Below are 12529 nucleotides of genomic sequence, written 5' to 3'. Positions count from 1 at the left end.
GTGGTGTGTTTGGAGACAGCCAGTTTACCAGCACCCTGTCTGTCAACTTCCACTTCCCCAAGATCCCGCGAAGAACCCTTTTTCATGCCTGTGCGGCTGCCCCCGGGGTTGCCGGGATCGTCGCGCCAGGGGGTTGGTCATGTTGGGAAGCGAGAAGGGGGGGAGGAGGAAAATGGCGGGCACAAAGGGTGCCCCCATCAGAGTTCGTGAGCGTGGAACCCCTTGCGGTAGCGGGCCTCGCAGCGCGGGCAGCGTTGCAGGGTCGGATCCTGTTCCAGCTGTTCAGGGAGCAGCGGCTCCTCACAATCGGAGCAGAAGCCATAGAGCCCCAGATCCATCTGGCAGAGCGCCGCGTCGAGCCGCTTGAGGCGTGCCACGCTGTGTTCCACCCCGGGCAGATCGAGACGGCTGGTCAGATCAACCAGTTGATCTCGCTCGCAGCGCTCCACCTTCTGTGCCCAGTCATCTTGTCGACAGGCCTTGAGCTGACGGATCAGCTCCTCTCTTGTTTGCGCCCAGTCGGTCAGAAGGCGCTGATGCCATTCGGCCAACCGGGCTTGCGTCACTTCACACACAGCAGCCCCCAAAAACGAGTGATAAAACTCGGCCAGTATAGGGAAACCCGCGGTTTATCAAGATGACATGAATCAAGTTAACCGTGCTTTGACGGGTTTTTCCGGCAGGTGCTGCGGCTTGCCGGTGATGACGTAGAGCACTCCCGCCACCAGACAGACGACACCCACCAGGGTACTCATGGGGGGCATGATCCCGCGCAGCATAAAGGCGTAAAAGAGCCCCGCCAGAGTCTCGAACACGATGAGCGGCCCGACCAGCACGGTCGGCAGGCGCTGGCTCGCTTCGTTCCAGCACAGGGTGCCGAGCCAGGAGCAGAGGAGCCCCACTGCCCCCATCAGCAGCACGAAGCGCAGGGGCGTCGGCCCGAAGGGCAGGGGAAAGTCCGGTGCGCTCAGGGCAAGATGGCCGAGGCTGCCGAGATAGGCAATGAGCGCCACCGGCAGGGTCACCAGCCCCTGGGCGGTGGCCCAGACGGCCGGACTGCGGCCCGGGTGCTCGCGCAGCCAGCGGGCGTTGCGCAGGGGATACCAGGTCCAGCACAGCACGGCGCCCACCGCCAGGGCGAGCCCAAGCAGTTGTTCGGTGCGCGCCTCGGTGTGCCAGGTGAGCTCGGCGCTGTTGACCAGACAGAGGCCGGCCCCCATCAGCACCAGGGACGGGTAGAGCCGGGTGCGGGAGAGGCGACCGTCCCGTGCGCCATAGAGGCGGTTGGCGGCCAGGGCCGTCACCACCGGCAGGGTGCCGATAAACATGGCCGCCAGGGGCGAGCCGATGCGCAAGATGGCCCCCGACAGGCAGAAGTAGTAGAGGAGGTTCCCCACCAGAGTGAGGGCGAGGGCCTCTCGCCAGTCGCTGGCCGAGAGGGCCGCCAAGTGTTTGCGGGCCTGCCAGGCGAGCGGCAGTACGATGAGGCCGAAGGCGAGGTAGCGGCCGCTCGCGAGCAGGGCGGGGGGATAGCCGTCCACCAAGAGGGGGGCGACGAAGATGAGCCCCCACATCAGGCCGGCCAGCAGGGCAAACAGGACTCCGATCAACATGTTTCATATCCGGTAAAGAAGAAGGAGGCCAGCCTAGCAGGGGGGAAGGGGGGCGTATTGAACCAGATTGCGCTTTAGCGGCCAGCCTGCACCTGTTTCTGGTAGCGGACCGGGGTGGTGCCATAGCGGCGCAGGAAGGCACGGTTGAGGTGGGACTGATCGGCCAGACCACAGGCGGCGGCCACCTCGGCCGCGGGCAGGCCGGCAGCCAGCCACCCCTTGGCGCGCTGCAGACGGATGGCCATCAGCATCTGCTGGGGGGTGACGTGAAAGCGGGCCTTGAAGCTGCGCTGGAAGTGGTAGGGGCTGAGGTTCACCGAACCGGCCAGCTCGGCCAGGGTAATGGGGCGGGCGAAACAGGCCTGCATATAGTCGATGGCGCGGCCCAGAGGGTGGGCCGCTTCGCGCGGGGCCGCCAGGGCCCGGGCATGGGGGCGTAGGGTCTCGCACACCCTTAGCAGCAGGCCGTCGGCGGCGAGCTCGCTGTCACAGTGCCAGAGGGCATCCAGGGTCGCCTGCAGGACGGGGGCAGTGCGCGGATCGCTTCGCACGGCATCGGTGAAATGCCAGTCGCGCTCGCCGCTGATGGCCTCGAGCCGATCGGCGGGCAGGTAGAGCATGCGATAGCGCCACCCTTGCTCGCAGGCTGACTCGCCCGTGTGCAGCTCATCGGGGTTCATCAGCACCAGGCTGCCGGGACCGGCCAGGAGCTGGCTGCCGCGATAGCGAAAGCGCTCGGCACCGCACTCGATGACACCGAGGCCAAACCCCTCGTGACTATGGGGATCGAAGATGTGGTGCTGGATGTGGGCGCGATAGAGCTCGGTCGCAGGCTGCCCCGGCAGCGCGCGAAAATCGGCCCTGTCGTGCTGATGGGTAAAGTTGACCGGTACTCCCTGCATCCTGACCTCCTGTCAATGAGCCTTCATCATAGGGCGCCGCGGGGTGGCGGCCAAGTCTAGGCCTGTGAGGCGCACTCGCGCTCGAGGGCGGAGCGGATCTCCTCTGCGGTCTTGATGGTGCGGATGCGGCGAAACAGCTCGTCGGCCTGGGGGTATTCCCGCACTATGTAGGAGAACCACTGCTTGATGCGGCTCGGGTAGTAGTCGGCCTTGTCGCTCGCCAGATCCTGCTCGGTATAGGTCACCATCAATTGCAGTACCTCGGCCCAGCTCATGTGTGCACACCCCGTCTTCATCACGTTGGCCAGGTTGGGGAGGGAAATTGCGCCCCGGCCAACCATGAGGGCATCGCAACCGGACACCCGGGCACAGATCAGGGCATCGGCATGGTTCCAGATCTCGCCGTTGGCGGTGACGGGGATGGGCAGGGCGCGGCGGATGGCGTCCACGTACTCCCAGTATGCCGGCGCCTTGTAGCCTTCGCGCTTGGTGCGGGCATGCACCGCCAGCTCGTTGGCGCCCCCCTGATAGACGGCCTGGGCGTTGTCCAGATAGAGATCCTTGTCATCGTATCCCAGGCGGATCTTGGCGCTCACCGGCAGGTGGGCAGGCACGGCCTCCCGCACCGCCTTGACGATGCGATAGACGGTCTCGGGTTCCTTGAGCAGCACGGCGCCCCCCTTGCTCTTGTTGACCGTGGGGGCAGGGCAGCCGAAGTTGAGATCGACCCCGGGAGAGCCGAGCTCGATGGCCCGGATGGCATTTTCTGCCAGCCACTCCGGATGTTGTCCCAGCAGTTGCACCCGTACCGGGGTCCCTGCACGGGTCTTGCCATCCTGTTTCAGCTCGGGGCAGAGGCGATGGAAGACCTTGGCGGGCAGCAGTTGATCGACCACCCGGATGAATTCACTGACGCAGAGGTCGTAATCATTGACGGAGGTGAGGACCTCCCGCATCAGGTGATCCAGCACCCCCTGCATGGGGGCCAAAATAACGCGCATAGCTGCTTCCGAAGACAAGGGGAGAAAAAAGAGCGCAGATTGTAGTGGCAATGGCCGGGATTGTCAGCCGTCTGCCCACTCGATGGCCCCCATCGACGGCCGCAGACTGGGCCAGGCTGTCAGCTTCCGGGCCAACTCTGTTAGGCTACAGGCAGAGATACATGCAGAGGAGTACCCATGAAACGCTGGTGTCTGATGGCCCTGGGCTGGCTTGCCTTCGCCACCGGGATAGTCGGGATAGTCCTGCCCCTGCTGCCGACCACCCCTTTCATGTTGCTGGCGGCGGCGCTGTTTGCGCGCTCCTCCCCCCGCTTTCATGGCTGGTTGCTGGCGCATCCCTGGTTTGGCCCCCCCATCCTCGACTGGCAGCAGTATCGCGGCATTCGCCGTCATGCCAGACGCCGCGCCATCATCTTCATCCTGATCTCGTTTTCGGTATCGCTGCTGGTGGTGCCGTTGCCCTGGGTGAGGTGGCTGCTGGTTGTCATAATGGTGATCCTGCTCACCTGGTTGATGCGTCTGCCGGTGCTGGAGCCGGTTGCAATGAAGAAGTGAAATCCCTAAGCTATCGCGGCAATAATGCTATGGAGTCGGCTCGTCATTTTTGCGTGACGGGCCTTTTTATTGCCCCCAGGCGGAGACCCCGTGCGCCGCCATGGCAGGGCTCAAAAAATAAGCGGTCAAATAATGAATCCGGAAACCCTGAAGTTTATCGAAGCGAGCATCAAGACCATTCCCGACTATCCGAAGCCGGGCATTCTGTTTCGCGACATCACCAGCCTGATCGAGAATGCCGAGGCCTTCAAGGCCACCATCGATCTGCTGGCCGATCATTACCGTGATCAAGGCATCACCAAGATTGTCGGCACCGAGGCCCGTGGCTTCATCTTCGGCGCCCCGGTTGCCTACGCCATGGGGCTGGGGTTCGTGCCGGTGCGCAAGCCGGGCAAGCTGCCCCGCGCCGTCATCGAGGAGTCCTACGCCCTGGAGTACGGCACCGACACCCTGCAACTGCACACCGATGCCATCGTGCCCGGTGACAAGGTGCTGGTGGTGGACGATCTGCTGGCCACCGGCGGCACCGTCGATGCCACCGTCAAGCTCATCCGCCGCGCCGGCGGTGAGGTAGCGGATGCCGCCTTCATCATCTCCCTGCCGTCCCTGGGCGGTGATGCCCGCCTGACCGCCGCCGGCGTCAAGGTTGTCTCTCTGGTGGAACTCGCGGGGGCGTAAATCGCCCCTTCGCGCGGCAGGCCTCGTCACCCTGCTTTCTGCCGCAAACCGGTGCCTGAACGGGCACCGGTTTGAAATTCAAGCGATCCCTCCCAAGGCGGCGCATCCCCCATACAGCCAGCCCTCCATTTGTGTTAGCATCCAGCCTCAATGCCTCGTTTCCCAGCATCGAGATCTATGAGCTATCAGGTTTTGGCGCGCAAATGGCGCCCCCATACGTTTGAACAAGTGGTCGGCCAGCAACATGTGCTGACTGCCCTGACCAATGCCCTGGATCAGGGACGGCTTCACCATGCCTACCTGCTGAGCGGGACCCGCGGGGTGGGCAAGACCACCATCGCCCGCATTCTGGCCAAGAGTCTCAACTGCGAGCAGGGGATCAGCAGCCATCCGTGCGGTGTGTGCGATACCTGCCGCGAGATCGATCAGGGCAATTTCGTCGATCTGCTGGAAATCGATGCGGCGTCCCGCACCAAGGTGGAAGACACCCGAGAGCTGCTCGACAACGTGCAGTACCGTCCGGCCCGTGGTCGTTTCAAGGTGTACCTCATCGATGAAGTGCACATGTTGTCGCGCCACAGCTTCAATGCGCTGCTCAAAACCCTGGAAGAGCCGCCCCCCTATGTGAAATTCCTGCTGGCCACCACGGATCCGCAGAAGCTCCCCATCACCATACTATCGCGCTGCCTGCAGTTTCATCTCAAGAGTCTGGATCAGACCCAGATCGCCAGGCAGCTCGAATGGGTGCTGGACCAGGAGGGTCAACCCTTCGAGCCTCGCGCCCTGCTGGCCCTGGCCAAGGCGGCCGACGGCAGCATGCGCGATGCCCTGAGCCTCACCGATCAGGCGTTGGCCCACGGCAACGGCAGCGTGCGCCTGGAGAGCGTGCTCGCCATGCTGGGGACCCTCGATCATCACCACCTGCACCAGTTGTTGGAGGCAGTGCTGCGCCAGGATGCCCCGGCCACCATGGCCAAGATCACCGAGATTGCTACCCTGGGGCCGGATTTCGACCAGCTTCACGCCGAGCTGGAAGCCTTGCTCCACCGGGTGGCCATGGCGCAACTGCTGCCTGCGAGCGTGCAGGAGCAGGGGGCGGATGCCGATGCCTTGCTGCAGCTCGCCGGAGCCATGAGCCCGGAAGAGGTGCAGCTCTGCTATCAAATCGTGCTGGGGGGGCGCAAGGATCTGCCCTGGGCCCCTGACGGGCGCACCGCACTGGAGATGACCTGTCTGCGGATGCTGGCCTTCTCTCCCCGGCGCGAGGTGGTCCATCCCGCCAACCTGGCGGCCCAACCTCTCATGACAGGGCACTCCGGCGTGATGGCGGCTGCGAGGGAAAGCGCGCCGCTCCTGCCGGGAAAGCCCCAGGGGGCTGAGCCGGCCCCGGCTGCCAGCGCAGCACCACAGGCTCCCGCCGCGCCAGCATCGGTCCTTGAGGCCGAGCACGTCGCCCCCGCACCCAAGGCGGAGGAGGGCGCAGTGCTGGATCCGCTCTTTGCCGAGCAGGATGAGCTGCTGCGTGAGGCCGAACGGATGGGCTACGAGGCCGTGGTGCCCGCCAGTCCGCCTGCAGCAGAGCCAGCCTCTGCGCCGTTGGCGGCGGATGACGCCGGGCAGACGCAGCAGGTTGAGGTCCAAGGGGAAGACGTCGCCATCTCTTCGACCTCCAGCATGCAGAGCCTGCTTGGCAAGCGCAATCTGCTGCGAAGCCGCCTGCGTGGCGAGCAGAGTGCAAACGCCGCGCCCCCCCGAGTCACTCCCGTCAAACCGGTGGCCGCGACCAAACCGGCCCCGATGCCTGCCGTCGCGACTTCGCCCCAGGCCGAGGTGCAACCAGCGGCGCGGCCCGAGATGCCGGGGCAGGGATCTGCCATGCAAACGGGGTATGACGACCTGCCCCCTCTGGATGCCTATGAAGAGGGGGCCAGTGACTACGAAGAGTATCTGAATCAGGGGTTTGACGAGGGGTTTGCCAGTGCCCCGTTGCCCACGCGGGCAGTGACTTCCGCCCAGCCAGCTCCCGCCACCATGGCATCTCCTTCGCAGGAGGATCTGCCGCCCTGGGATCTGGGCGCTGACGTCGGCAGCGCGGATACGGCGGCACCTGCGGTTGCCGCTATGGTGTCTGCCGCGCCTCCAGTGGCCGCCAGCGAGCCTCAGCCCGCCATTGCGTTGATGGAGACTATCGACTGGGATGCCCTGGAGAGCGACGCCCAGCCCGAAGAGGAGGGGGAGGTCGCCCGTCTGATCCCCTCGTCCTTGCTGGTCAATTGCGGGGACGCCTGGGCCGAGCTCATCGCCCGCACCGGGGTGGGTGGTCGGCTGCGTCAACTGGCCATCAACGCGGTGATGACCCGGGAAGGCAATCGGGTCTCCCTGCTGCTCAAACCCGAGCAGCGCCATCTGGTGAGCGACAAGGCCCGCGCCGATCTGGCCGAGATCATCAGTCCCGAGCTGGGCGGCCCGGTTCACATCGATGTGACCCTGGGCTCGGATCCCGCGCGGGAGACGCCGCTCGAGATAGAGCATCGTCTCTATCTCGGGGTGCGTGAACAGGTGAGCCGGGATCTGGCGGCGGATCCCAACGTACAATTCTTGCTGCAGCGTTTCGGCGCCGTGCTCCATCCCGAGAGCATCGAACCCCTGAGTCGCTGAGTTGCGGTGAAAAAACCGTGCCGGGGTTTGTCCCCGGTTGAAAAGACCTTTGGCTGCCCCCACTTAGGGCAGATGAACCCACAGCCCGGCGCTGGATGCCGGATTTCAAGACGAGAGACGATCTATGTTTGGTAAAGGTGGAATGGGTAACCTGATGAAACAGGCCCAACAGATGCAAGAGCGCATGCAGAAGATGCAAGAGCAGCTGGCCCAGATGGAAGTGGTCGGTGAGGCGGGTGCAGGCATGGTCAAGGTGACCATGGCCGGCAGCCACAGCGTGCGTCGTATCGAGATCGATCCCAGCCTGATGGAAGATGACAAGGAGATGCTGGAAGATCTGGTCGCCGCCGCCGTCAATGACGCCGTGCGCCGCGTGGAAGAGCAGAACAAGGCCAAGATGGGCGAGCTGACCGGCGGTATGCAATTGCCCCCGGGCTTCAAAATGCCCTTCTGAGGATACTGCCCGTATCCGTTTCCCCTCCTCTGGGAAGGGGAAAAATGAAAAGGCCAGAGCCAAGCTCTGGCCTTTTGCATGTCGGCTCCCCCGAGAATGGCCATGCACAGATCATGGCGGGGGCGGTGCACTTGCCTGCCCCAGGGGGGAGAAGCCCTCGACCAGATGATCGATGAGGGCGCGGATGGCAGGCAGCAGACCGCGGCGTGAGGGGAAGACCGCGTGGATCACCTCCTGGCGCGGGGCCCAGTCGGGGAGCAAACGCACCAGCCGGCCATCGGCCAGGGGCTCATTCATCATCATGGTGGGCAGTTGCACGACCCCGAGCCCGTCGATCGCCCCCTGACGCAATGTCTGCATGTCGGTGGTGGCAAAGCGGGGGCTGTGGTGCTGTTTGACTCGGGCACCATCGGGGCCCAGCAGGGTCCAGTGATGGCCTTCCAGGCTGGTGCCGTGACCGAGGCTCGGCCATGACAGCAGATCTGCGGGGGCCCGGGGCATGCCGAGTGACGCGACAAGGGCCGGACTTGCCACCAGACACTGGGTCGCATAACCCAGCACCCGCATGGCGAGATCGCTGTCCTCCAGGGGCAGTGGTCGCACCCTGAGCGCCATGTCCAACCCCTCCGCGACCAAATCCACCGCCCGGTTGACCCCGACGAGCTGCACCTTGACGCTGGGATGGGCCAGGGCGAAGGAGACCAGCATCCTCCCTACGTGGGCGTGCAGCAGATCGATGGGGCAGGCGATGCGCACCAGACCGCAAGGCTCGCTCTGGGTCGCGGCGATGAGATCCTGCGCCGCATCGGCTTCCACCAGCATGGCCCGGCAACGGGTGTAATAAGCCTGCCCGAGTTCGGTGACGGTGAAGCTGCGGGTGGAACGCTGGATAAGGCGCACTCCGAGTCGCTCCTCCAGCATGGCGATGCGGCGGCTGAGCCGCGATTTGGGCATGCCGAGGGCCCTGCCGGCCTGGGCAAAGCCCCCGTGATCCACCACCTGGACATAGAAATAGAGGTCGTTGAGATCCTGTTGCATGGGGTTATCGTTCACAAAATAGGACGCTGATGGCAAATTTTACGTCTACCGGACGCAGCGTTCCAGACTCACAATGCGAGCAACGACACATTCCGTGACGATCACCCAGGAGAGCATCATGAAAAGAGTCATCGGTATTTACAGCGCCCCTCGACAACACTGGGTCGGCGACGGATTCCCGGTTCGCTCGCTGTTCTCGTATCAGACCCATGGCCGCGCCTTGAGCCCCTTCCTGCTGCTGGACAGGGCTGGTCCGGCACATTTCGAGCCCGCCGATCATGCCAGGGGCGTGGGGGAGCACCCGCACCGTGGCTTCGAGACGGTCACCATCGTCTATGAAGGGGAGGTCGCCCATCGCGACTCGACCGGCCAGGGGGGGATCATCGGTCCGGGAGACGTGCAGTGGATGACGGCCGCCGCCGGCATCATGCACGACGAGTTCCACTCCCAGGGGTTCACCCGTCGTGGTGGCACCCTCGACATGGTGCAGCTGTGGGTCAACCTGCCCGCCAAACACAAGATGTCGACGCCCGGTTATCAGGGCATCACCAGCGACAGCATCCCGCAACTGAGCCTCAAGGAGGGCGATGTGCGGGTGCGCATCATCGCCGGGAACGATGCCGGGTTGCAACAAGGCGAGGTAGAGGGGCCAGCCCGAACCTTCTCGCCCATGAACATCTGGGATCTGCGGCTCAAGGGCGGGGCCAGCGTGGTGCTGCCGGCGGTAGCGGGATGGAACAGCGCCTTGGTGGTGCTCAAGGGCTCTCTCTTGATCAACGGTCAGGAGCGCGCGGGCGAAGCACAACTGGTGCTGCTCGATCCCAACGGTGAGGAGTTCATGCTGGAGGCGGAAGGCGAGGCCAGCTTGTTGCTGCTGAGTGGCGAGCCCATCGATGAACCCATCGTGGGTTATGGCCCCTTTGTCATGAACAGCGAGGCAGAGATCCATCAGGCGATAGATGATTTCAACAGCGGCCGGTTCGCCGTCATCGCCCCCTGAGACAATCCCGATAAAAACAAAGCGCCTGATGGCGCTTTGTTTTTTTGTGAGCTCTGGTCAACCGAGCCAGCCGAGGGCCAGCGCCAGCCTGCCGCACAAGGCGGCTAGCAGGATGCCAAGCAGGGTGCGCAGCAGCCAGATCACCACCAGTTGTCCCACGCTCACCGGGATCCGGGTGGCCAGGATGCAGGGGATGGAGGCAGAGAAAAAGAGCACCGAGCTGACCGAAACCACGGCCGCGACATAGCGCACCAGCAGGTCGGCATCCTTGAGCAGGATGGCGGGCAGGAACATCTCGGCCAGACCGGCAGAGAGGGCCTTGGCGGTGGCGAGCGGTTCGCCGAGATCCAGCAGCCAGGTCAGTGGCCAGAGCAGCCAGCCCAGCAGATCGAACAGGGGGGTATGCTTTGCCAGCAGCAGGCCCAGCAGACCGACGGACAGTATGGTGGGCACCACGGCAGCGGCCATGTGAAGACCGTCCCTGAGGTTGTCCTTCAATTGCCGCAGCAGAGGATCGGCCTGGTGGGACTGGGTCAGGCCGCAGGTGAGGGCTGCCTGCCAGCGGCTCATGCCAGCCGGTAGCGGCTCGTCGGTCTCGCCCTGGTGAGCCAGGCGACTGATGGGAGGAACACGCGCCAGGATGGCGGTGATGACGAAAGTGATCACCAGGGTGGACCAGAAGTAGAAGTTCCAGTGTCCCATCAGGTTGAGGGTCTTGGCCACGATGATCATGAAGGCGGCCGAGACGGTGGAGAAGCCGGTGGCGATGATGACGGCTTCTCGCACCGTGTACTTGCCCGCGAGGAAGACCCGGTTGGTGATGAGCAGGCCCACCGAGTAGCTGCCGACGAAAGAGGCGACCGCATCGATGGCGGAGTGACCCGGCGTGCGCCACAGGGGGCGCATCACGGGTTGCATCAGCACCCCGATGAATTCCAGCAGGCCGAAACCGAGCAGGAAGGTCAGGGCCATGGCGCCGATAGGCACGATGAGACCCACAGACATGGCCAGTTTATCGAACAGGAAGGGGAGGCGATCCGGGGTCATCAACCAGGCAGGGCCCCAGTCTGTGACATACAAAATGGCCAGGGCCAGCCCGAGCAGCTTGAACAGGCTCAATACCCTGTCGATGGGACGGGCGCGCCAGCGGCCATCCAGCAAGGGGGTGATGGCGCCATAGGCGATGAGCAAGAAAATGAGGGTCAGGGCAAGGGGGCGCTGGGCAATCAGAAAGCCGGCCAGGTGATCCACCACTATGGTGCTGCGCCCGCCAAGCTCGAAGGGAACAAAAAAGATGGCGATGCCAAGCAGGCTGGCCAGCAGCAGCTTGATGCCGGCCCCTGATCCTGCCGGTGCAGTGAGCGTGTGTTCAGGTTCCATTTTCTCTCCTTGTGATCCGCATGGTTCAATTCCGTTGAGGGGATGATTTGTATATACAATATCGTCCGAAGCTCAAAATGGAAACACCAAAGCTACCAAAATGCAACATGTGAATCGGTGTGGATGCAGATGACCCCAAGGTTGAAAAGCGTGATCTTGGGGGGAAGAGGGGTCGGGATGGCGAGTAGGTGGTGAGACATCAAGAGGCAAAACAGGGCGGTAAGCGACCAGCGCCAGGAAAAACATGAGCGGCTATTTACCCTTTTTGGCCATATTCATTCATGAGCCTATATTCATGACTATTTATGAATAAATCATAAACCCTTTGTTCATTTGACTACTTTTCGACTATCCCATTGCAGAGTAAGATGCCTCTTCAATAAAAATAAGAATTAGGAGTTCGGGTGTGAAGGCATTAGAGAAAGAAAGGATATCGCCCTATATCAGCCAGTTATACGAGTGCGGTATTAATGATTCTGACATTAAGCTCGTCGTGGACCAATTTCGCGCCGACGTTTCCTGCAGTTCATCCCTGTTTTTATTGCGGGATGATGACAAGAGCGACGGAATAAAGCTTTTTTCCAGCGGTCTGACCGAGGCCCAGCAGCAGTTTTACCTGCAACATCATCGCCAGGATGTGTGGTTCAACCATTACCAGGATAAAGGGTGCAAGGGGATCGTCAGCGCCAACAGCATTTCAAGCTCGGTGGGCCTGCTGGCAAGTTTCGGCGCCCAATTCGCCGCCGGCGGCGTCTGCCTGGTGAAAGGGCGTGGGCTGAGCAGCCTGTGCAGTTACCGTGGTGCAGCGCAAGATGATTTCAGCAGTCGCGACCTCACCTCGCTCTCGGAAATCTATTCCGGACTGGCGGCCTGGAGCCACCATTATTGGAACTTGCTGGCCCTGGAAACCCAGAACTATCAGTTGCAACAGCTGGTGAAAAACCATAATAAGCCCAGCGCCATCATAGACGACAAGGGGCATATTCATTATTCCAATGTGGCCTTCAACCGTATCGCCGATGAAAATGTGGAATTGCGGGCCATCAATGGCATTTTCTCTTTGCAGAATAAGGAGCAGCAACGCCAGCTCAAGGAGATCCTCAATGGCTTTGCCTATTTGCTGCCCGGCGCCAGCGCCTATATGTCCATTCCCCGTCAGCCTAACCTGCGTCCGCTCATGTACAGAACCTTAAGCGGCAAGCGAATTAATAATACCGTCTAACGTGTTGTTTTGCTTGGATTTTCTCTGC

At 62.7% G+C, this 12529-nt stretch carries 11 protein-coding genes and 1 pseudogene; 6 read left to right on the top strand and 6 right to left on the bottom strand.

Translation table 11 applies throughout. From position 1 onward, the window contains the following. Positions 1-197 precede the first annotated feature (197 nt). The 4 genes from PG887_RS20295 to dusC all read right to left on the bottom strand — a co-directional run bounded on the left by PG887_RS20295 (position 198) and on the right by dusC (position 3516). Entirely contained in the window at positions 198-566 is a 369-nt protein-coding gene (locus PG887_RS20295; protein WP_039039175.1) for a TraR/DksA family transcriptional regulator, read from the bottom strand. An 81-nt stretch (positions 567-647) separates the two neighbouring features. Next, the gene (locus PG887_RS20290; RefSeq protein WP_010674703.1) at positions 648-1613 is read right to left on the bottom strand and encodes a DMT family transporter; all 966 of its coding nucleotides are present in this window, start codon (positions 1611-1613) and stop codon (positions 648-650) included. 74 nt (positions 1614-1687) lie between these two features. Further along, complete coding sequence (locus PG887_RS20285; RefSeq protein WP_270822767.1) at positions 1688-2515, bottom strand: AraC family transcriptional regulator; 828 nt, start codon at positions 2513-2515, stop codon at positions 1688-1690. Between the two features lie 56 nt (positions 2516-2571). After that, the gene (gene dusC, locus PG887_RS20280; protein ID WP_270822766.1) at positions 2572-3516 is read right to left on the bottom strand and encodes a tRNA dihydrouridine(16) synthase DusC; all 945 of its coding nucleotides are present in this window, start codon (positions 3514-3516) and stop codon (positions 2572-2574) included. A 177-nt stretch (positions 3517-3693) separates the two neighbouring features. Between dusC and PG887_RS20275 the strand changes: the two genes are divergently transcribed. The 4 genes from PG887_RS20275 (at position 3694) to PG887_RS20260 (ending at position 7861) form a co-directional block, all read left to right on the top strand. After that, the gene (locus PG887_RS20275) at positions 3694-4071 is read left to right on the top strand and encodes a YbaN family protein (protein ID WP_039039141.1); all 378 of its coding nucleotides are present in this window, start codon (positions 3694-3696) and stop codon (positions 4069-4071) included. 132 nt (positions 4072-4203) lie between these two features. After that, positions 4204-4749 (top strand): adenine phosphoribosyltransferase, encoded by a 546-nt coding sequence (gene apt, locus PG887_RS20270; RefSeq protein ID WP_010674707.1) that lies wholly within the window; start codon positions 4204-4206, stop codon positions 4747-4749. Positions 4750-4926: 177 nt separating this feature from the next. Beyond that, positions 4927-7407 (top strand): DNA polymerase III subunit gamma/tau, encoded by a 2481-nt coding sequence (gene dnaX / locus PG887_RS20265; protein WP_270822765.1) that lies wholly within the window; start codon positions 4927-4929, stop codon positions 7405-7407. Between the two features lie 124 nt (positions 7408-7531). Continuing rightward, positions 7532-7861 (top strand): YbaB/EbfC family nucleoid-associated protein, encoded by a 330-nt coding sequence (locus tag PG887_RS20260; protein WP_005301028.1) that lies wholly within the window; start codon positions 7532-7534, stop codon positions 7859-7861. A 111-nt stretch (positions 7862-7972) separates the two neighbouring features. Here PG887_RS20260 and PG887_RS20255 read toward each other — a convergent pair whose 3' ends face one another. Then, on the bottom strand, positions 7973-8899 hold the full coding sequence (locus tag PG887_RS20255) for a LysR family transcriptional regulator (RefSeq protein ID WP_226044241.1): 927 nt from the start codon (positions 8897-8899) through the stop codon (positions 7973-7975). 118 nt (positions 8900-9017) lie between these two features. On the opposite strand from PG887_RS20255, the gene PG887_RS20250 reads away from it, so the two are divergent. Then, positions 9018-9899 carry a pirin family protein gene (locus tag PG887_RS20250; protein ID WP_128273193.1) on the top strand — a complete coding sequence of 294 codons (882 nt, stop codon included), beginning with the start codon at positions 9018-9020 and terminating at the stop codon, positions 9897-9899. Between the two features lie 57 nt (positions 9900-9956). On the opposite strand, the gene PG887_RS20245 is transcribed toward PG887_RS20250, so the two are convergent. Further along, positions 9957-11279: a YjiH family protein gene (locus PG887_RS20245; RefSeq protein ID WP_270822762.1), complete on the bottom strand. Its 1323-nt coding sequence runs from the start codon at positions 11277-11279 to the stop codon at positions 9957-9959. Positions 11280-11685: 406 nt separating this feature from the next. On the opposite strand from PG887_RS20245, the pseudogene PG887_RS20240 reads away from it, so the two are divergent. After that, a pseudogene (locus tag PG887_RS20240) lies at positions 11686-12459 on the top strand (LuxR family transcriptional regulator); the annotation flags it as partial. Positions 12460-12529 lie beyond the last annotated feature (70 nt).

The organism is Aeromonas sp. QDB14 (genome assembly GCF_027707845.1).
Classification (GTDB): Bacteria; Pseudomonadota; Gammaproteobacteria; order Enterobacterales; family Aeromonadaceae; genus Aeromonas; species Aeromonas caviae.
The sequence above is the reverse complement of the archived record's forward strand: the minus strand, read 5'-3'. Positions and strand labels throughout refer to the sequence as shown.

What these genes read in the sequence shown, in the direction of transcription:
- PG887_RS20275 (WP_039039141.1), top strand. Translation starts at nt 3,694, where the DNA reads ATGAAACGCTGGTGTCTGATGGCCCTGGGCTGGCTTGCCTTCGCCACC.
- PG887_RS20260 (WP_005301028.1), top strand. Translation starts at nt 7,532, where the DNA reads ATGTTTGGTAAAGGTGGAATGGGTAACCTGATGAAACAGGCCCAACAG.
- PG887_RS20255 (WP_226044241.1), bottom strand. Translation starts at nt 8,899, where the DNA reads ATGCAACAGGATCTCAACGACCTCTATTTCTATGTCCAGGTGGTGGAT.
- dnaX (WP_270822765.1), top strand. Translation starts at nt 4,927, where the DNA reads ATGAGCTATCAGGTTTTGGCGCGCAAATGGCGCCCCCATACGTTTGAA.
- PG887_RS20290 (WP_010674703.1), bottom strand. Translation starts at nt 1,613, where the DNA reads ATGTTGATCGGAGTCCTGTTTGCCCTGCTGGCCGGCCTGATGTGGGGG.
- PG887_RS20285 (WP_270822767.1), bottom strand. Translation starts at nt 2,515, where the DNA reads ATGCAGGGAGTACCGGTCAACTTTACCCATCAGCACGACAGGGCCGAT.
- PG887_RS20245 (WP_270822762.1), bottom strand. Translation starts at nt 11,279, where the DNA reads ATGGAACCTGAACACACGCTCACTGCACCGGCAGGATCAGGGGCCGGC.
- dusC (WP_270822766.1), bottom strand. Translation starts at nt 3,516, where the DNA reads ATGCGCGTTATTTTGGCCCCCATGCAGGGGGTGCTGGATCACCTGATG.
- PG887_RS20250 (WP_128273193.1), top strand. Translation starts at nt 9,018, where the DNA reads ATGAAAAGAGTCATCGGTATTTACAGCGCCCCTCGACAACACTGGGTC.
- apt (WP_010674707.1), top strand. Translation starts at nt 4,204, where the DNA reads ATGAATCCGGAAACCCTGAAGTTTATCGAAGCGAGCATCAAGACCATT.